This window comes from Treponema zioleckii, from assembly GCF_014737315.1.
Lineage (GTDB): Bacteria > Spirochaetota > Spirochaetia > Treponematales > Treponemataceae > Treponema_D > Treponema_D zioleckii.
This window is the reverse complement of the sequence record NZ_JPUF01000027.1, coordinates 29,542-48,452: the sequence shown is the minus strand read 5'-3', so window position 1 is coordinate 48,452 and position 18,911 is coordinate 29,542. Positions and strand designations below refer to the sequence as shown.

The window sequence follows — 18,911 nt, the reverse complement described above, 5'->3', positions numbered from 1 at the left end:
GGTCGATTTTAACGAATGAAGCACCGAGCGATTTAACCTGCTCTTCAACGACCGGGCGAGTATCGAATGCGTCAACGCGTGCGCCCAAACGTTTTGCAGTAGCGATTGCCTGAAGACCGGCAACGCCAACACCAATAATAAAAACACGAGCCGGATTAATTGTACCAGCCGGAGTAACCATCATAGGAAGGATTTTTGGGAGTTTTGCAGCCGCATTTACAACTGCAACGTAACCCGCAAGAGAAGTCTGAGATGACTGAACGTCCATCTTCTGAGCGAGGGTTGTTCGAGGAATCATTTCCAAAGAAACTGCCTGCAAGCCCTGCGAAGCAAATTTGTTCAAAAGCTCTTTTTCATTGAACGGATCAAGGTAGCTCAAATGAAGCGTGCCTTCTTTTATACCGTCAATCGACTCAGGTTTCATAATGCGCACGATGATTTCTGAATCAGCATAAGCATCTTCTTCTTTTGAAACAATTGTAGCTCCAGCCTTTTTGTAGGCTTCATCGCTAAAACCACTTTTCACACCTGCACCCGAAACGACTTTTATTTCAAAGCCCATCGAGGTAAGTTTCTTCGCGTCATCAGGAATCAAGGCAACACGTGTCTCGCGTTCGTCTTTTTCCTTGCAGACAAGAACCTTTTTCATATTCATCTCCTCTATAAAATTAATAATAGTTCTTTCTATAATAAAGTTAAAAAGACGGATAGGGAATATCTTTTGAGTGCAAAAAGACATCGGTAACTTGAAAATTTGCATAAAAATACAAAAATTCCGACTTTAACACCGTTAATCTCAAAATCAACCTAAAAGCGTCTTAAAAAAAACTTGTCTTAAAATAAATAATCAATCTATAATATTATTTACAAAAAAATTCAAAGAGACTCAAAATCCAAATTATTCGAGTCTCGCAAAAGTAAAAAAATTGTAGGATTTTTATGAAAAAATCAATCACACATGTGGCAAGCATTATCCTCATCGTATTTTCACTCTTGATATGCATAATCCATTATTTTTTTACAAAAAATCAACACAAAAAACAGGAATTAGTCGAGACACTTCTTGCAGATAAAATCTACAACGAACTTTTTGCAGAGCTACAAAACCCAGTCACAGTTTCTAAAACAATGGCAAATGATGAATTCCTGTACAACTTCCTCGAACAAGAATCCGATGACTTAAAAGCCGACGAAGCGGCAATAAAGCCTTATCTCTCACGCCTAAAAGACGGACTCGGCTATGCGCAGGTAACTTTTATCTCAAACAAGACGCGCCGCTACTATCGCGACGACGAAATGCACAAAATCGTTGACCCGTACAAAAATCCGCATGACATTTGGTACGCAAACTTCTCGGACAGCAACGCGAACTTTTTTATCGGAGTTTACAGGCACGCAACAGCTCCAGAAAAATCGACTATGTATCTAAATGTCGCCCTCCGCGATTTCCAAGGTAAATTACTGGGAGTCGCAAGTCCCTCGTTATACGTAACCAACGTAATCAACCGCATAAGAGAATATGAAAGAACTTTCAATGTTAAAATCTGCTTTACAAAAACTGAAGGCCTTGTAGAGCTAACCAGCAATTACAACGACATAGAAACCGCATCGCTCGCCTATCTGCTTCCTTCAACCCCATCGGCCGAATTCCGGCACATCAATTTGTCTTTGATGAATTTTGCGGTAACAAAATATATTGAAGATTTCGGTTGGTATTTTATTCTGACCGGAACTCATCCGCAAACCGAATTCCCAAGTCACCTTTTTTACATTTTGATAATCGTTCTCCTTGCCGCAAGCCTTTGCACGTTGCATTACGCACGCAAGCAATTCCAGGCAAAGAAACCAGTCTTCTATGCGAGCGCCGCACAAAAAGACCCGCTTACAGGACTTCCGAACAGGAATTTCTTTAAGGACATGTTCGGGGAACGAGGTGTATTCAACACGACACGCTACCGCTATCTTGCAGTATTCGACATCGACTTTTTTAAAGAGGCAAACGATACGATGAACGGAGACGAAATCATCGTTTCAGTCGTGAGCAACATGCTCAGCCTACTCAACGAGCGTGGAATGGTTCTTCGCTGGGGCGGGGACGAATTTCTTGTTTTGTTTGAACTTCCACTTGAAAGTTCGTACGCAGTCTGCCGACAATTTGTAAAAGACGTTGAAAGAGACGGTCTCGTAACCGTTTCAGTCGGACTTACAGAAATTCGGCTTTCAGATACAATCAAAAAAAATTATTACAGAGCCGCTCAATATTGCTATCTTGTAAAAGAAATGGGCGGAAACGGTGTAAAAAAGGACTAGATTTAGAAAAACATGAAATCTTTGAAATCAAATTTCAGACTTCTGTTCCTCGGCGGAATTTTGGGAGTTTTTACATTAGCTACATTCGTCGGATTTTATTATCTGCACCAGTCCATAGAATTTCATGCAGGTCAGGCATTGAATTATCTTTCAGAAAAAAAAGTAGACTGATTTGAATATCCGTTTTTCCACAATCGAAGAAACCGCGTACACGCTTGAAGAATTCATAAAAAAAGAATTTGATGCAAATCTCGCAAAAACTGATGTTCAGTATGCAAATTCATTTATGAACAAACTTTCGGAATTCATAAAATACTCAAATTCCATGCATAAATATGCAAAAACAATTTATTTTGTCCTAGACCCAGAAAAATATCCAGAGGCGAACTCCGTTTATTTTATGCAGGCAGGAGTATCGCCGGACTCAAAATACGTGCATAAAACCTGGCTTTTGAACATAAATTTTGACATAAAACAATACAAAAAAGATGATGTCGGGCATGCAGCTTGGTTTTACGAAGCAAAGAGCGCAGGCAAGCCAAAATGGTCAGCTCCTCACCAAAATCATAATATCGAACATGCCGTAGACACGATCTCGTACACGATTCCGATTTTTATAGACCACATGTTTGTCGGCGTTGTGGGACTTGATATGAGCATGGCGGAACTCCGTCTTGTAATCGACAATATCGGCCTTGATGCAAGTTTTGGCTTTTTAATCAGCGATGACGGAAAAACCCTTTTCTATCATAAGGATATTCCCGGAGGCAGGCTCGTAAAATCCCAATTCAATCTGTTCACAAACCTTACGGATTTAACGCCATATTTTTCAGATGAATACATAGGCACTGGCAAAAACTACAAATACGACTGGAAAGGAGTTCACCAGCGACTGATTCTTGACAGACTCAGTTCCGGCATGATTCTTGCAATTTCGGTACCAGAAATGGAACTTTTAAAATTGCAAACACAGATGACAACCAGAATGGTTTATCTTCTCGTCCTGATTTTAATTAGCGCACTCGTTCTCTCGAACATTTTGATTTCAAAAATTGTCGAACCGCTACTTACGCTAACGGAAGAAGCTTCAAGAATCGCACGGGGAGAGCTGAACACAACGATTACTTTTCATTCAAACAACGAAATCGGAAAACTCTCCAATTCGATTCAGAAAATCGCAATCGAATTAAAAGAATACATAGATTACATAAACGCACAAGCCTATTCGGACAGAATGACCGGATGCAAGAACAAATCTGCCTACATCGACAAAGTAAAAATGCTTGAACAGCGTATGCGCGAAAAACTTTCTGATTTTACGGTTTATGTTTTTGATGTTAACGGGCTAAAAAAAATGAACGACACGCTCGGTCACGAATACGGTGACATGCTCATAAAAGACGCGGCGGGAATAATCCGAAGCGTATTCCCGGAAGATTGCATTTACCGTACCGGCGGCGACGAATTTGTTGTAATCGATGAAAAGGTTTCTGACGCAACAATTGCAAAACAATTCGCAACATTCGACAAAAACCTTGAAAAATTCAACAAAGAAAATGAAAACTACACAGTTGAGCTTGCAATCTCAAAAGGTGCGACAAGCTCCGACAGCAACACCGAAAACTCTTACAAAGAAATTTTTGCGCGTGCCGACAAAGCCATGTACGCAAACAAAGAAGAATATTACAAAAAGCACGAAGACTGTCGCCGTCAGTAAATTGAATTTTAAATAATTAGTTTGCTTTATTCAAAATACTTTGCAGGAACACAAATCGCCGGCACAATGCCAACTTCTCCAGAATATGCGCCTGCGGCAAGTGCTGCGTCCCCGTCATCTGAAATATTTCGGGCATCAGTCGCAACGTAAGCCGGAGAGCGAAGCCACCACCAGCCGCCTAATTTTGCTTCTTCATCGCAATTTTCATAGGCACTGCTAGATTTTGCAAAATCTGTTGCCTTGCGGATTCGGCTGTTTGCTTCACCGTATATTTCGTAGGAATCAAAGCCAAAATTCTCGTCAGTAACTTCTTTTTCGCTCAAAAGAAAAACTTTGTCCGTCGTATTCTCACAGGCAAATTCAGGATTTGAATCCAACAAGACAAAAGAATCAACAGCACTCGTCACGCTGTTGTCTATCAAACTATCCGCAATTTTTGAAAGAGCTTTTTTTGTAAATGCAGACTGCAAAAATCCCATGTTCGTGTACACAGAAGATTTTTTGTTCTGCTCGTCAAAATAATCAAGGCCATTCAAGAACGCCCGAATCTGACTGTATTTATAATTATTCTGAAGGATTTTTTCCTCACCGTCGATTGAACGAGTTTTGTCATCATCATCATATTCAAAATACGGTATGCCCGCCGCAATAATATTCTCCGCAAGCAAAAGTACGTTCCCTGAATTATTGTAGTTCATGGTCAAAATCCGCCATTTTATCGGTTCAACCTTAAAAAAGCTCTCTTTCTTTTCGAAATCCGCGGCAGGAACTTCACCGTTGGAATATTTTACTTCTGGAGAATAGCCTTCTTCAAGGCGTTTAACGTAATAATTTTTATCGCTTCCAAGATAGTAAGTGAGCGAGCCGACTTTTTATTTTTTTTGACTCATCGATTTTTACGTCATTTTTTTTGATTGTCTGGGGCCAGTCGCCAAAATAAACGTAACGTGCATTTTTTCCGGCAGAACCGTCCGTTCCGGCTTCAAGGATTTCTATTTCGTTATGAAAAGCAAAAGATTCGTTTGTTTTTTCATCAGAAAGATTTTTTAAAGTGTCAGTTTGACTTGAATTTGATGCACAACCATAAAATCCGAATCCGAACGTAATTGCAAAAACCGATGCCAATCCAAATATTTTTTTCATAATTCATCTCCAAAATGGTATCGTAAACTCCGAGCTGAGTTCACCATAATATAACTGAGCATATTAAAATTAGTTATACTCAAAAATCACAAATAAGCGTAAATAACCGTTTTTTCTTGCAAAAAGGTCTCTAGTATGGAGTTTTTGAAGATTTTTTTCTAGCATTTTTTACAAAAAAATTAGAAAAATTTACTTACATTAAATTTTATAATTCTGTAGAATAGTTGCACTCAATTCGGAATTGCCCATCTTATAGTCACATCTATATGCTCATACGCAAATCTGCGTAGTAAAATCAATTTCCAATTTTTCAATTTCACTTTTTTTTAAGGAGCTAATGATGCCAAAATCATTATTTCAGGAAATCGTCTTTACCATTATGATGGTATTTGTAATGGTCTATGCCATGATTTGCTACAATATTGCGCTTGCAGAAGGCGCTTTAACAAACAGCGTATTCTTAAAGGCATTTCGTGAACTCGTAATCATGGGACCAATAGCATTCATTCTTGATTTTGTGCTTGTCGGTCACATTGCAAAAAAAATCACGTTCAAAATTTTTAATCCACAAAAGGACAATCCGATTTTTATCATCCTCGGAATTTCAATTTGCTCAATCTGGTTTATGTGCCCGCTTATGAGTTTTGCCGCAACTTTGCTTTTTAAAGGCGGATTCCAGACAGAAATGATTTCAATCTGGCTAGAGACAACTGCAAAAAACTACCCGATGGCAACATTCTGGCAACTTTTGTTCGCAGGTCCAATCGTAAGAAAAGTTTTCGGTTTGATTTTCTCAAGAAACTAAAGTAGAATGACCGTTTAAAAAGTCCGAACCAGAATAAACAATAAAACTATCTGCGGTGGTTTCGACAAGATCAACCACCGCATTTTTTATTGAAAGCTAATTGTTGCTTGCAGAAAATACCTGTTCCGTTGCAAGAACGGCATTTTTTACACAGTCGTGGCATTCGCAAAGAACTTTTCCGGTTGTAATTCCCTTTAAATCTTTGCAGGCTACGGCTCCGCACATTTCCTTAAACTTAGCAAGTATTTCGCGGGTATAGCGAGGCGTGCCTTTTCCGTCGGTACGCAAACCTGCAATCATTCCGGCACCAATAAGAGAACCGCAAGTAGCTTCCATGCACCCCATTCCTACGGCAAAGCCCGCCGACATTTTCATCAAAGTTTCTTCATCAACACCGACTGTATCTGCAAATGCACGTGTAACTGCCTGACAACAATTGCACGCTCCGGAAAGTTTTAATTGCGCAGCGTTTTCAGCTCTTTCTTCTACTGTCATTTTTAAACCTCTTTTGTATTTTTATTTTCATTGTACTTTAATTTGCAGATTCCCTGTGTCATCGTTCCCATCGGGCAGAAAGTGCACCAAGAACGAGGTTTGTACAACGCCATTACAATCAAGCCTATCAAAGTTGACGTGAGCATAAGACTGTAAAAACCGTAACTGAACTGAGCAATCCATGCAAGCCCCTCGCCCAAAAAAGCCGGATTGTAAGCCCATTTCCACGGCACTTTGAACGACCAAAAAAGTTTTACGGCTTGCCTCAAATTTTCAGCACCGCTTGCAACCAAATACGTCTGAAAAACCATAGTTCCGAACATCGTCAAGAAAAAAATCAAAAATCCGTATCGGAACCATTTTGAACTTATTGCACGCGGAGTAGTTTTGTTGCGCGAAAGTTTTAGCGAATTTCCAAGAAGATTAAAAAGCTGGCCACGACCGCACATGTTGTTGCAGAACCATTTGTTTCCGCCAAAAATCGCAAAAATCAGCGGGAGCAAAAAGTCTATCATTCCGAGCCATGCAAAAAGAATGTTAAAAAATCCAAGGGCAAAATATAAAATTGACCAAATCCAAAGATAATTGTACCACTTTTTAGCTTTAGCCATTTTCGCCCTCCCTGTTCAAAACCGAAATGCATCCAACAGGACACGTTCTGGCACATAAACCACAACCGACACACAAATCAGTGTTTACGCGGGCAAAACAACCTTGCACAACGCCAATCGCCCCGCGCGGACAAACATTCGCGCACGCGCCGCAGGCAACGCACCGACTCTCTTCAACATGAGCAATTTTTTTTGATTTCATAGTACCTCGTTCAAGAATGCAGCAAACCTGCCCGGAAAGCTAAAGGGCATCTCTAAAAAATGAAGTTTTTAGCGGTCCCTTAAAGTTTTCGAACAGGTAATTTTTGCACCCCATCTGTACATATAAAATACCCCAAGCCACACGACTTGTATGTGACTTTATCACATTAAAAAAAGATTTTGGGTGTCTCGAAAAACTGAAGTTTTTAGAAGTTTCCTTTTTAAAGTCCTCGCGCCCACGGATAAGTGCTCAAATATGGATCAGGCTTGATTGCCGAAGGCGTTGCCCAAATTTCATGAATAAGGCCGTCTTCATTGATTTTTCCAATTCTAACCCGTTTGTAAAGATGCTGATTTCCGCCGTCAATCGTAACGGTTCCTTCCGGAGCCTCAAAGCTAAGTCCTTTCGCCGCCATTCGCACCGATTCAACATCAAAAGTACCAGCTTTTTTGCAAGCTTCAGCCCACAGATAAACAGCGTTATACCCAGCCTCAACAGGATCGCCAGTCATACGTTCGTTGCCATAAGCCGCCTTATAAGCAGAAACAAATTTTTTGTTCTGGGGACTCTCAGTAGTTTCAAAATAATTCCAAGAAACAAGATGACCTTCAAGATTCTTCAAATTCATCTTAGCAATTTCTTCCTCTGAAATCGAAAAACTCATAACAGGAATCACTTCGCTCGTAATTCCGTTTTTTGTAAGTTCCTCAAAAAAAGCCAAATTTGAGTCTCCGTTCAGCGAATTCAAAATGACATCAGGATTCAGTTTTTTTATTTTTCTTACAATCGACGAATAATCAGAGTGGCCCATCGGAGTGTATTCCTCGCCCAAACAAACTCCTCCAATCTCTGCAAGCTGGGCTTTGATTATTCGGTTTGCACTGTGCGGAAAAACATAGTCACTTCCAATCAAAAACATATTCGTTCCGATGTTTTGTGCGCAATATTCAACCGCCGGAATTATCTGCTGATTCGGGGCAGCTCCCATATACATGATGTTAGGGCTTGCTTCCATTCCTTCATACTGAACGGGATACCACAAAAGCCCGAAAAGTTCCTCAAAAATCGGCTTTACAGCCTTTCTCGAATCGCTGGTCCAACAACCAAACACGGTTGCAACTTTATCTTCCTGCAAAAGTTTTCGAGCCTTTTCCGCAAAAATCTGGGCTTTACTTGCCCCATCCTCTTTTACGACTTCAATCTGCTTTCCGAGTACGCCACCAGCTTCATTAATTTCTTTTATTGCCAAAAGTTCCGAATCGTAAACAGAAGTCTCACTTATTGCCATCGTACCAGTAAAAGAATGCAAAAGTCCGACTCGTACCGTTTTATCCTCTGAACTTTTTTCTTTGCAGCCAATAAAAAAAGCACAAAAAACAGCTGCCGTAAATCCAAGACTGATTCTTACGGATTTTCTCATATATTTTGTCCTCCAATTCTCTTAAAACTCGTAGAAAAACTCTGACAGTTTTCTGAAATTCCCTTTATGCCTGACCTTTGTTCCAGACAATTTCATAAGTCGTCATTTCGCCTTTGCCTTTTATGTTGCACAAAATTGATTCTGTAAAAGTTATTCCAGAATCTTTCAAGTGGTCGTGCACAGCTTTCGTAACACGGATTCCGCCAGGAGTGCAGGCAGATTCCATTCGGCTTGCAGTGTTAACGGTGTCGCCCCAAACATCATAAATGAATTTCGTCTTTCCGATTACACCCGCAGTCACAGGACCGCAGTTCAAACCAATTCTGATGTTGAATTTGATTTTGCTTGTCGCGTTGTAATTCGCCAAATCCTCATACATTCCTTTTGCAAATTCCACCATAATTTTGGCATGGTCTTTGTTAGGCGCTGGAAGTCCGCAAGCCGCCATGTACGCGTCTCCAATCGTTTTGATTTTTTCTACGCCTGAACGGCTCGCACGCTCGTCAAATCGGCTGAACAAATCGTTAAGGGCATCAACAATCTCAGACGCCGAATGCTGGCTAGAAGTGTTGGTAAAGCCAACTATGTCAGAGAAAAGCAAAGTCACGTCTTCAAAAGCTTCACCAATCGAATGAACATCGTCCCTAAGTTCATCAGCGATTTTGTCTGGCAAAATTGAACGCAAAAGTCTGTCCGACTTATTTTTTTCTTCGTTAAGTTCAGAAGTTCGCAATTTTACCATGCTTTCAAGTCGCATGTTTTCGAGGTACATCGCACGCTGTTTCATGTAAACAATAAAAATCGTCGTTCCGAGAATAAAGATTCCGCAGGCAATCCAGAACAACGGCATTTGATAAAAATGAGGCTTTTGCACAAAAAGCACCGCCGAAGCCTCTTCGCTTTCAACTCCGTTCGCATTGATTGCTTTTACCAAAAAAGTATGCTTTCCGGGTTTAATGTTCGTGTACGAAACTATACGCCCTTTACTCGGCTCGCTGTATTCATCCTCAAAATTCGTAAGATTGTGAATGAATTGGATTCTTTCAGGAGCATCGTAGCTCAAACCAGTGTATTTTATGTCAACACGCTTCGTTCCAGGTTTTAGGACAATCGGCTCGTCCAGTTTGTTGTATTCAATATTGTCAATTTTTACAGACTCAATATGAACAAGCGGCGTAACAGCATTTTCACTAAGTTTTACAGGGTCGTAAATCGCAACGCCGTCAACCATCGGGAACCAAATTCGGTTGTGCCTGTCGAGAGTCGAAAGAGCCGTAGAAGTTGGGCCGTCCGAATCAAGACCGTCGTTTCGTCCGTAGAACTGAACGTCAATATTTTCCCGATTTCCTACAAGCGTTTCTTTTACGTCTTCAAATTTTGCAGAAGAAATTCCGTAATTGCTCACGAACCAAACCGTTCCGGCTCCGTCTGGAATCAACTGAAAAACGCTGTCCGTTCCGATTCCGTTGTCTGAATTTATGCTAGAAAATCCCGACGGCCGTTCGTGCACAGAATCAAACGGCGGGCAAACAGTAACTCCGCCGCCCGTACAAATCCAATACATTCCGTCCTTATCCTGAAAAATCTTAAAGATTACGTTTCCGCTAAGACCGTCATCCGAAGTGACGTGCGAGATTATAGTCTGATTTTTCATCAGATAGATTCCGCCGCCATCGGTTCCAATCCAAACTATATCGTTCGAATCCTTAAAAAGACACATTATGTATTCGTTTTCAAGACCGTCAATTTGCTTAAAATTCTTAACTTCGCCAGCTTTGTTGATAACGCTAAGTCCTGTCGTTGTTCCAACATACAGCTCGCCAGGCGACGTTTCGATTGCAACACGAACTTTGTTTCCAGAAAGACCGTTATCCATCGTCCAGCTTTCCACACCGCCTGTTTTAGTGTCATACCTAAGCTGACCTGGTTTCGTATAACAACTCACAAGAATTTTTCCGTCATGTGTAACTCCAATATGCCGAATTCTCACACCCAGCGTAAACTCCGTAAGTCCGTTAAAAATTTCAGTGTAATCGTCAAAACAGCGAACGCCAGTGTCCGTTCCCACCCAAATTCGCCCGTCCAAATCCTCGGCAATTGCATTTGCAGTAATTCCAAATTTTTTTACCTTGAATTTTCCGTGATTCAACTTGCCAACTCCGAATCGGTCTGTAGCAAGCCAAATATTTCCTTCGCGGTCAGCAGTAATCTTATTTATGTTCGACGTTCCTAAATCGTTACCGTTGTATTCGTAAAAATTTCCGTTGGACTGCACGGCAAGCCCACGCTCCGTACCAAACCAAATCGTTCCATCTGGAGCCGAGTAAATTGAAGAAGTTGGAACCCTATCGAGAATAGTTCCTGTATGAACTTGCTGAACATTGCCATTTCGCATGCGAAGAATACCGTCATTTCCGAGTCCAATCCAAAAATTTCCCTGCAAATCTTGCGCGATTGCGGTCACAAAATAATTTCCGAATTTTTCGAGTTCTGGCAACGTGTGAAAGATTCCGTCTCTAAAAACAAAAAGGCCCTTTTCGCTCGCAGTAATAAGCCAAATCCGTCCGCCAGTGTCGCAATAAAGCTTTGAGGCAATAATTCCTTTTGAAACCGTTCCAGATTCAAACTGAGGCGTAAAGAGCTGACCTTTTGGGCTAAGATAAACAATTCCAGAAGCAGTGCCAATCCAAATGTTTCCGTCCCGGTCTTCGGCAAGCGCACGCACGGAATTGTTCGGAAGCCCGTTCTGCATAGTATAAACTTTATTTCCGTCCGGACTGATTTTTTGAAGACCTTCGTCATTTGAGCCGAGCCACAAATTCTTTTTGGAATCCTCAAGAATTGCACGCACGGAAGAAAATTTTAAATCATTGTCATGCCGGCCTTTTATTGTCTTAAAATCAATTCCGTCAAAACGGACAAGACCTTCATAAGTGCCAATATTCAAATAACCATCATTCGTCTGCACTATGTCAGTTGCAGTTGTTCCTGTAAGTCCTCCAAAGGAACTCCACATACGACAAATATAATTATCAAAAAAAATTTGCCTGCGCAAAAGCCATAGAAAATGAAAATAAAAAAATAGCAATCAAGAAAAACTTTTTTTTCATTCCATAATTATAAAGGATGTTTTAAGTAAAATAAACTTTAAAATCAAAATCTTGCAATTTTGCAAAGAAAACATCAAACTCTCTATCATGCTTTGGATTTTACTTGTTTTGGCATACGGACTTTTAAAAGGCTTCCGCGAAATCGCAAAGAAAAAAGCCATGATAAAAAATACCGTCATGGAAGTCCTTGTTGCCTATACCGCTCTTTCTTTTGTTTTTGTGCTTCCGCAGGCACCAAAAGCAACTGGTCTTGAATCAAGATTTTACTTTTATATCGCCTTAAAATCGCTCGCAGTTTTTCTCGCATGGATTTGCAGTTTTCATTCATTAAAAAAGCTGCCTGTAAGCGTTTTTGGAATCCTTGACCTCTCGCGAGTCCTTTTTGCTACCGCGTTCGGACTTTTTCTTCTCGGCGAAACGTTAAATCTTACCCAATTTGCGGGACTTGCAACAGTTTGTGCAGGTCTGCTTCTTCTAAAATTCAGATTGCCGTTTTTTGATAAAATCTTCCATAAAAATAAGATTGATAAAAAAGATTCAGATGATTCAACTGATTCAAAAAATTCAGAAATCGCTCATCCGCAAACAGAATCGATTGGAACGATTTACGTAATTCTTGCGCTCGCATCCTGCCTTCTGAACGCAATTTCTGGATACATGGACAAAGTTCTGATGCGGGACATCACAAGTTCCCAGCTGCAATTTTGGTACACATTGTTTATGATGGGCTATTATGCCCTTTACGTTCTTTTTACCCGCACAAAAATCGGTCTTTCGGTCTGGAAAAACAAATGGATTTGGCTTTTGGCAATAATGTTCATCATCGGTGACAAAGCCCTTTTTATTGCGAACGGAATTCCAGAAAGTCGCATTACAGTTATGACGCTCATAAAACAAAGCGGTTGCCTAGTGACTATTTTGGGCGGTCATTTTATTTTTAAGGAAAAAGACACAGCCTACCGACTTTTCTGTGCAACGATTATTATCTTAGGAATTTTAATCGGACTTCTGTAAAAAAATTCTGTCATGCCAAACTCCTTTCGACTCTACGATTCGGCATGACAATTTAAAAATTTATCCTCTTGGAATCTCTAATCAAAAACGAGCAAAAATCTAAATTTTAGATAGTTATAAAAAAATCCTTAATTTATCTTAATTTATTACAAAAAAAACTATTGAAAAATAACACGATAACTATAAAATATTAGCGATGAGCGTATCTTTACTTCTGATTGACCCACAAAATGATTTTTGTTCTCCAGGCGGTGCACTTTATATAAAAGATGCTGACAAAGATTTAGACAGATTATCTAATTTTGTAAAAAACAATATTTCAAAAATAGATGATGTTCATGTCACATTGGATTGCCATCCCTTTTTTCATATTGCCCATCCATGTTTTTGGAAAGATGCAAACGGAAATGACGTTCCTTTGTACACCACCATTTCTTATGCAGACTTCGCCGAAGGAAAATACACCCCATCAGTTTTGGCGTTGCGCCCGCGCGTCGAAGAATATCTGATTGCACTCGAAAATCAGGGGAAATATCAGCTCAGAATTTGGCCGCCTCATTGTATTTTAGGCACATCCGGATTCAGTGTTTATGATGCCCTGTGGCAGTCTTTAAATGACTGGGAACGCTTTCGCCCAGGAAATATGGTTGATTATGTCGTAAAGTCAAAAAATCCGCTCACAGAACATTACAGCGCAATTCGGGCCGAAGTTCCAGACCCGTCCGATGTCTCAACAAGAACAAATTTTACGCTCATCGACAAGCTCAAACAAGCGGATACCATTTACGTTGCAGGCGAAGCGCTTTCGCACTGCGTCGCAAATACGCTCAGAGATTTGTTCATTTATATTTCGCCAAGAAAAATAACGCTTCTCAGAGATTGCACTTCAACATTAAAACCTTTTGAGCAGCAAGCAGAAGATTTTATTCAGGAATTCACAGCCAAAGGCATGAATGTTATCGATTCCAATAGCAAAATAATCTAATTTTCATCTTTAAATAGCACAAAATTGCACGGATTTTCTTGCGGTTGACAGCTAATATTTATTAGCCTAAAATATACGCATTTCTATCGGAGTTTATTTTTTTAATGCGTAAGATTATATCCTTTATAGCTTTATCCCTTTTTTTATTCAGTATTTACGGGCAAGAAATCAAATCCGAAGAAACAGAATTTGAATCAAAAGAAGAAAAACTTTCTCCTGCAGAAGGGGCATCAGAAAGCACCGAAAATGAATATTTCTTTGAAAAAGCAAAAGCTAACGTCCGTAACGTAGCAATAACAACAGGTGTCGTTTTTTTGCAAAATGTTTTTGTGAACCAAATGGACCGCTTCGTTTTAGGAAAAGAATACGCAATCGTAGGCCCTGCCTCGTTTTACGCAAATTTGACTGGTGACTGGTGGTGGGACATTGACGATTTTCCTACGAACCAATTCGGGCACCCGTACCAAGGCTCAATGTACTTTACCGCCGGCCGTGCAAACGGTCTTGATTTCTGGCACTCATTTTTAGTAGCAGGAATCGGCTCGCTTTTATGGGAAGAATTCGGCGAAATTGACGCTCCATCAAAAAACGACATACTCACTACCCCGTTTTGCGGCTCAATTTTTGGAGAAGTTTTTCACAGGCTTTACCTTGACGCAATGCAGGTTTGCAGCCCAATCGCTTGGATTATAAGCCCTATTGACGCACTTTCGAGAATTTTTTATGACGAGTTGCCAACAGTCAGCGGTCAGACGCAGGAAATAGATTTTATTTTTCATGGCGGCGCAGAATTTTTTAACATGAATTACGATGACTCAACACCTTCAGCCGATTCAAAAAATTTTTTGGGCGGAACGTCAGTGCATATTCAATACGGAAAACCTTACGCACACAAAACCGTTGAACCATACGATTTATTCACTGTTGATTTTAACGCAAATTTGATGTCAGAACTGGACTATGAAATCAGTTTTTTGGTTGACGGATATTTGCATTCAAACCCGACTTATTTTGAACTCAGCAAAGGAACTTACGGAATCAATTTGCTTTACGAAGCTTCTTATTCCGAAGACAAATGCTTTTCAAATCTCGGAGTGGGATTTAAATATCAGCAAGAAACTCCTTTTTCTGAAAGCGACAAAAGATTAACTTTCTACACCACTTTTGACGGTATTCTGCTAGGAACTCGGAGCCTGTACCCGCTCTTTTACAAATATTCCCAGAACCGGTCATGGGTAAGCCCATCCCGAAAGTACAACTTTGGCTACGGTCTGCTTTCAAAATTCGGACTTTCATTTGAACATCCAAAACTCGGTGATTTTTATCTCGACACTTCGGCAAGCACACTTTTCGTACTCGAAGAATCACAAATTACTTCTGCCGAATGGACGAAAAATTTCATGCTTAACGCAAAACTTCGATACGAAAAAAGGCTCGCAAAAAACTTTAAGCTCGGAGTGCAAGACGAACTATTATGGGAAAAGGACTTTTATAATCACGACTCAAACCCGGTTCAATTTACGAACCGCATGAGTCTGTACACAAAATTCGATTTTTCACGTAATTAGTTCGTTTTGACTGATTCCCCGTTTCCCTTAAAGCGCAGAACTATGGCAGTAAGGTCGTCTTTTACTTCGGTCCCTCCAAGGAATTTCTTAAAATCCTTGATTATATATTCAAGAATCAATTTTGAATCTTTAATCGGAGAAAGAGCAAATGCCCGCTGAATCCGCTCAAAACCATAGTCATCGCCCTGAACGTTTCTGGACTCGTTAAGACAATCCGTGTACAAAAGAATGCAATCATCTTTTTGCATGTTAAAATTAATAGTCTTGAACTCAGGGTTAAGCCCGTCAATCCCTATGATTCCGCTGCTCCCCTCCCCGCCTTTTAAGGCAATAGGAGCAACTTTTCCGGTTCGGGCGTTCCTAAAGTACACCGCAGGATGACCTGCATTTATGAACTTGACTTTGTTCCCCTCCATGCGCATAAGAACGCCGGTAAGATAATTTTCAATGTCGCCTTTTTCCGCGATAAGCTGACTGTTAATCTCCGAAAAAACCTGACTAAAAGGCTTACTACGCCCATCTCTGAATTTTCTGTCAATCACAGCCTTTGCAAGCATCGTAACAAGCCCGGACGCGATTCCGTGCCCAGAAACATCAAAAAGCCCAACAACTTCCAAAACATTGCCTTCGTAAAAAAAGTCGTACAAATCACCGGAAACTCCGGCAGCCGGCTGAAAAATATACGCCACATCCCAGTCCTTAAATTTAGGAATCATTCCGCTGTAAAAACTTTTTTGAACCGAAACTGCAAGTCTCATATCCCGCTCAGATTTTTTCTGGGCCTCCGCAAGAAGCACGTTTTTTTCTTCAAGAGCTGAATTCATAACAGAAAGCTTGTCATTGGCCTCTTTTAAACTTGCCGTGCGTTTTTCAACCTTGCTTTCAAGATTTTTATTCAAATCCTCTACTTGCTGCTTTGAATTTACGAACCGGTTCGCCATTATAAAAAGAAAAACGACAATAACGACCTGCCAGCCCGACGACGAAAGATACGGAAAATCATAAACCGCAAAAACTTCATGAATCAGCAAATCCAGGAGAACAAAACCAACGAGCGGAGAAAATCCCAAAAGAAGGATTTTTGCATCGTTTTTTCCCTTTGCCATCGCACGGACCAAAACAAAAATTATGTAAAACAACGGCGGAACCAAGAAAATCTGAATCCAGCGCATTGAGCGCAAAACGAGATAAGATGGCGAAAGCATTACAAGCACAATCGGAAGCACTAAAAACGCAAGCCGAACATAAAAAATCCAGCGAGTCTGTTTTTCTTTCAAGAAAGTTTTTATAAAAAGTGCAATCAGGAACGGAAAAACAAACGGCAATCCGCTCGAAAAAACTTTCTGAAATGTAAGGAACGACATAAAATTGCCAAGACAAAAAGGCAAATCCGAATAAAAGAAAACTGAAAGATAAAATACCGAAAGCAAATTTATGAGCGCAAAAGTAAGATTTTCTGTCTCGGCCCGGCTTTTTATCCAAATCATAAAATGATAGCCAGCGATAATCAGCATAAGGAACGCGAACAAAAGATTCAGCCTGCTGTTCCAAAAATTTTCTCTGTCCGCGGCATTTTTCGCATCTGCATCAATTCCTATAAAAGGATTCGAAACGATAGAACCTTCGCCGTCAACCCAAATTTTTACGAGCAAAACATTCTCGCCATTTTTTAGCAAACTTTTTGGCATGCGGTAATATCTTGCAGAGTTCCATGCACTGAATTCTTCAGGAGGAAAGCGCCCTTCCCCGCCGATAAAATTGCCATTCAAAAACGTTTCGTCCACAAGCGTTATGCGGCCCAAATAAATTGCCAGCGTTTCATCGCACAGTTTTTCGTTTAACTCAAAAGTTTTTTTTAGCCAAATAAATCCGCGACCGTTTTCAACAAGCGGCATAAAATTCAATAAATAAGAATCGTCGAGAACCTTAAAGTTTCCAGAACTGGCATCATCCTCGCTGAGCGCATACTCCCATCCGCTTGAAAGACTTATCCTGCCGTCAGAAACAGAACCGTTCGTGCATACCAAAAAAAAACAAAAAATACAAAGTCGACCAAAAAAAGAACGGTCTTGCACTTTTTTTTCATAAGAACCCCCTACTTTTTTACTTACAATTGATAGTATATCTATCACTATGATATCATAACTTTCACTGATAGACAAAATTTTTTCTTTCTTAAAAATGGGGAAAATAAAAATAAATGTGATAAAAAATAAGGGAATTTCTTAGAAATAAATGTAAAAACAAATTTTTAATTTGAAAAAAAATTAGTTTGGCAGTATTATCCTTCTAGCTTGTAAAAAGCAGAAAAACTCTCTCCGATTGCCGTAGCTCAGTTTGGGCTACGGCTTTTTTTATAGAAAAATTTTATTCTTTTACTTCAATCTCACAGTTCTCAACGTCTGCATCATCAATCTCTATGGATTCAATTTTTTTCTCAAAATATTCAGTGAACAAATCATAATATTTTGAAACTGCGTCGAGAGTTTTAAAATGCATAACAAGATTGTGAGTTCCAAAAATAAATCGCAGGCACATTGGCGTGTTTCTTGCCATGTACATACAATTTCTCAGATTAAAGCAATATTGATCAGCTTCGCCATAAGGGTCATCAACAAACATCGAAAAAGTGTTGTTAATAGTCATAAGAATCCTCCAGAGTATTTGTTGTGAATTAAGACACTAGAGGCATCTCAAAAAACTTTTAAATTTTTAGAGATACCCTAGATATTATACACCACTTTTTTAAAATGTGCTGATTTAATGCATTCAGAACATAACAGTGTTTCTGAACAAGTTATGCTACAATTGACACTCCAGATGAAGTTCCGATTCTTGACGCACCAGCTTCAACCATCTTTACGGCTTCATCATAGCTTCTAACGCCACCGCTCGCCTTTACGCCAAGTCTGTCACCAACAGTTTTGCGCATAAGGGCTACGGCATGCTCTGTAGCTCCGTTCGGGAGAAGTTTTCCGTCCTTGTCTTTAAGAATTGCAAATCCTGTTGAAGTTTTAACAAAATCCGCACCAGCCTTTTCTGCACACTCGCAGCATTTTACGATTTCTTCGTCATTAAGATAGCAAGTCTCAAGGATTACCTTTATTATAACTTCGCGGTCAGGGTTCTGTTTGTCAGCAGCGGCAGTTTCGCGCGAAGCCTCAACAACAGCATAAATATCCTCAAACACATCGTCCCATTCGCCATCTTTTACAAGCCCAAGATTTACGACCATATCAATTTCGTCGGCTCCTTCATCAACCGCAACAGCGGCACTGGCAGCCTTGTTGTCAATTGTGTCAGCACCCAACGGGAATCCGATTACGGTGCAAACTTTAACGTCGCTGTCTTTGAGCTGCTCGTAAGCAAAGCTTACATAAGACGGATTTACACAAACGGATGCAAATGAATATTTTTTAGCCTCGTCACAAAGTTTCTGAATGTCCTTTTTTGTCGCACACGCATTCAAATTTGTGTGGTCAATCATTTTTCCGATTTCTTGTTTTGTCATTTTATCCTCCATAAAAAGCC

General features: G+C 40.1%; 18 protein-coding genes. 7 read left to right on the top strand and 11 right to left on the bottom strand.

The features are described from left to right. Nucleotides 1–649, bottom strand: a 649-nt coding sequence (locus JI65_RS08745) for a Rossmann-fold NAD(P)-binding domain-containing protein (RefSeq protein WP_479694089.1), incomplete at its 3' end; no start/stop codon positions are given. A 290-nt stretch (nucleotides 650–939) separates the two neighbouring features. Here JI65_RS08745 and JI65_RS08740 point away from each other — a divergent pair. The 3 genes from JI65_RS08740 to JI65_RS08730 are packed head-to-tail and all read left to right on the top strand — an operon-like array spanning nucleotide 940 to nucleotide 4,027. Then, a complete protein-coding gene (locus tag JI65_RS08740) occupies nucleotides 940–2,310 on the top strand; it encodes a GGDEF domain-containing protein (RefSeq protein ID WP_191015320.1) in 1,371 nt (456 codons plus the stop codon). A 12-nt stretch (nucleotides 2,311–2,322) separates the two neighbouring features. Then, a complete protein-coding gene (locus tag JI65_RS08735) occupies nucleotides 2,323–2,481 on the top strand; it encodes a hypothetical protein (RefSeq protein ID WP_191015317.1) in 159 nt (52 codons plus the stop codon). A gap of 1 nt (nucleotide 2,482) precedes the next feature. Then, the gene (locus JI65_RS08730) at nucleotides 2,483–4,027 is read left to right on the top strand and encodes a sensor domain-containing diguanylate cyclase (RefSeq protein WP_191015316.1); all 1,545 of its coding nucleotides are present in this window, start codon (nucleotides 2,483–2,485) and stop codon (nucleotides 4,025–4,027) included. A 26-nt stretch (nucleotides 4,028–4,053) separates the two neighbouring features. Here JI65_RS08730 and JI65_RS08725 read toward each other — a convergent pair whose 3' ends face one another. Then, nucleotides 4,054–4,725 carry a DUF6273 domain-containing protein gene (locus JI65_RS08725; protein ID WP_191015313.1) on the bottom strand — a complete coding sequence of 224 codons (672 nt, stop codon included), beginning with the start codon at nucleotides 4,723–4,725 and terminating at the stop codon, nucleotides 4,054–4,056. Nucleotides 4,726–4,861: 136 nt separating this feature from the next. Beyond that, nucleotides 4,862–5,170, bottom strand: coding sequence for a hypothetical protein (locus JI65_RS08720; protein WP_191015311.1), 309 nt, complete (start codon nucleotides 5,168–5,170; stop codon nucleotides 4,862–4,864). A gap of 340 nt (nucleotides 5,171–5,510) precedes the next feature. Between JI65_RS08720 and JI65_RS08715 the strand changes: the two genes are divergently transcribed. Beyond that, complete coding sequence (locus tag JI65_RS08715; protein WP_191015309.1) at nucleotides 5,511–5,975, top strand: DUF2798 domain-containing protein; 465 nt, start codon at nucleotides 5,511–5,513, stop codon at nucleotides 5,973–5,975. Between the two features lie 96 nt (nucleotides 5,976–6,071). Here the strand turns inward: JI65_RS08715 and JI65_RS08710 are convergent, their stop codons facing one another. From JI65_RS08710 to JI65_RS08690, 5 genes are all read right to left on the bottom strand, one after another. Continuing rightward, nucleotides 6,072–6,470, bottom strand: a complete 399-nt coding sequence (locus JI65_RS08710) for a C-GCAxxG-C-C family protein (protein WP_191015307.1) — start codon at nucleotides 6,468–6,470, stop codon at nucleotides 6,072–6,074. Nucleotides 6,471–6,472: 2 nt separating this feature from the next. Next, nucleotides 6,473–7,081, bottom strand: coding sequence for a 4Fe-4S binding protein (locus JI65_RS08705; RefSeq protein WP_191015304.1), 609 nt, complete (start codon nucleotides 7,079–7,081; stop codon nucleotides 6,473–6,475). After that, nucleotides 7,074–7,283, bottom strand: coding sequence for a 4Fe-4S binding protein (locus JI65_RS08700; protein WP_191015302.1), 210 nt, complete (start codon nucleotides 7,281–7,283; stop codon nucleotides 7,074–7,076). The genes JI65_RS08705 and JI65_RS08700 overlap by 8 nt, the downstream gene beginning before the upstream one ends. Before the next feature lie 220 nt (nucleotides 7,284–7,503). After that, entirely contained in the window at nucleotides 7,504–8,703 is a 1,200-nt protein-coding gene (urtA, locus tag JI65_RS08695) for an urea ABC transporter substrate-binding protein (RefSeq protein WP_191015300.1), read from the bottom strand. A gap of 64 nt (nucleotides 8,704–8,767) precedes the next feature. Then, the gene (locus JI65_RS08690; RefSeq protein ID WP_191015297.1) at nucleotides 8,768–11,719 is read right to left on the bottom strand and encodes an adenylate/guanylate cyclase domain-containing protein; all 2,952 of its coding nucleotides are present in this window, start codon (nucleotides 11,717–11,719) and stop codon (nucleotides 8,768–8,770) included. 181 nt (nucleotides 11,720–11,900) lie between these two features. On the opposite strand from JI65_RS08690, the gene JI65_RS08685 reads away from it, so the two are divergent. The 3 genes from JI65_RS08685 to JI65_RS08675 all read left to right on the top strand — a co-directional run bounded on the left by JI65_RS08685 (nucleotide 11,901) and on the right by JI65_RS08675 (nucleotide 15,380). Further along, nucleotides 11,901–12,827: an EamA family transporter gene (locus tag JI65_RS08685; protein WP_340138435.1), complete on the top strand. Its 927-nt coding sequence runs from the start codon at nucleotides 11,901–11,903 to the stop codon at nucleotides 12,825–12,827. 196 nt (nucleotides 12,828–13,023) lie between these two features. Then, nucleotides 13,024–13,812 (top strand): cysteine hydrolase family protein, encoded by a 789-nt coding sequence (locus tag JI65_RS08680; RefSeq protein WP_191015292.1) that lies wholly within the window; start codon nucleotides 13,024–13,026, stop codon nucleotides 13,810–13,812. A 104-nt stretch (nucleotides 13,813–13,916) separates the two neighbouring features. Continuing rightward, nucleotides 13,917–15,380, top strand: a complete 1,464-nt coding sequence (locus tag JI65_RS08675) for a DUF3943 domain-containing protein (RefSeq protein WP_191015289.1) — start codon at nucleotides 13,917–13,919, stop codon at nucleotides 15,378–15,380. On the opposite strand, the gene JI65_RS08670 is transcribed toward JI65_RS08675, so the two are convergent. The 3 genes from JI65_RS08670 to deoC all read right to left on the bottom strand — a co-directional run bounded on the left by JI65_RS08670 (nucleotide 15,377) and on the right by deoC (nucleotide 18,891). Beyond that, the gene (locus tag JI65_RS08670; RefSeq protein WP_191015286.1) at nucleotides 15,377–17,407 is read right to left on the bottom strand and encodes a PP2C family protein-serine/threonine phosphatase; all 2,031 of its coding nucleotides are present in this window, start codon (nucleotides 17,405–17,407) and stop codon (nucleotides 15,377–15,379) included. The genes JI65_RS08675 and JI65_RS08670 overlap by 4 nt on opposite strands. Before the next feature lie 340 nt (nucleotides 17,408–17,747). Beyond that, nucleotides 17,748–18,026, bottom strand: a complete 279-nt coding sequence (locus JI65_RS08665) for a hypothetical protein (protein WP_191015284.1) — start codon at nucleotides 18,024–18,026, stop codon at nucleotides 17,748–17,750. Nucleotides 18,027–18,177: 151 nt separating this feature from the next. Continuing rightward, entirely contained in the window at nucleotides 18,178–18,891 is a 714-nt protein-coding gene (gene deoC, locus JI65_RS08660) for a deoxyribose-phosphate aldolase (RefSeq protein ID WP_191015282.1), read from the bottom strand. Nucleotides 18,892–18,911: the final 20 nt, after the last annotated feature.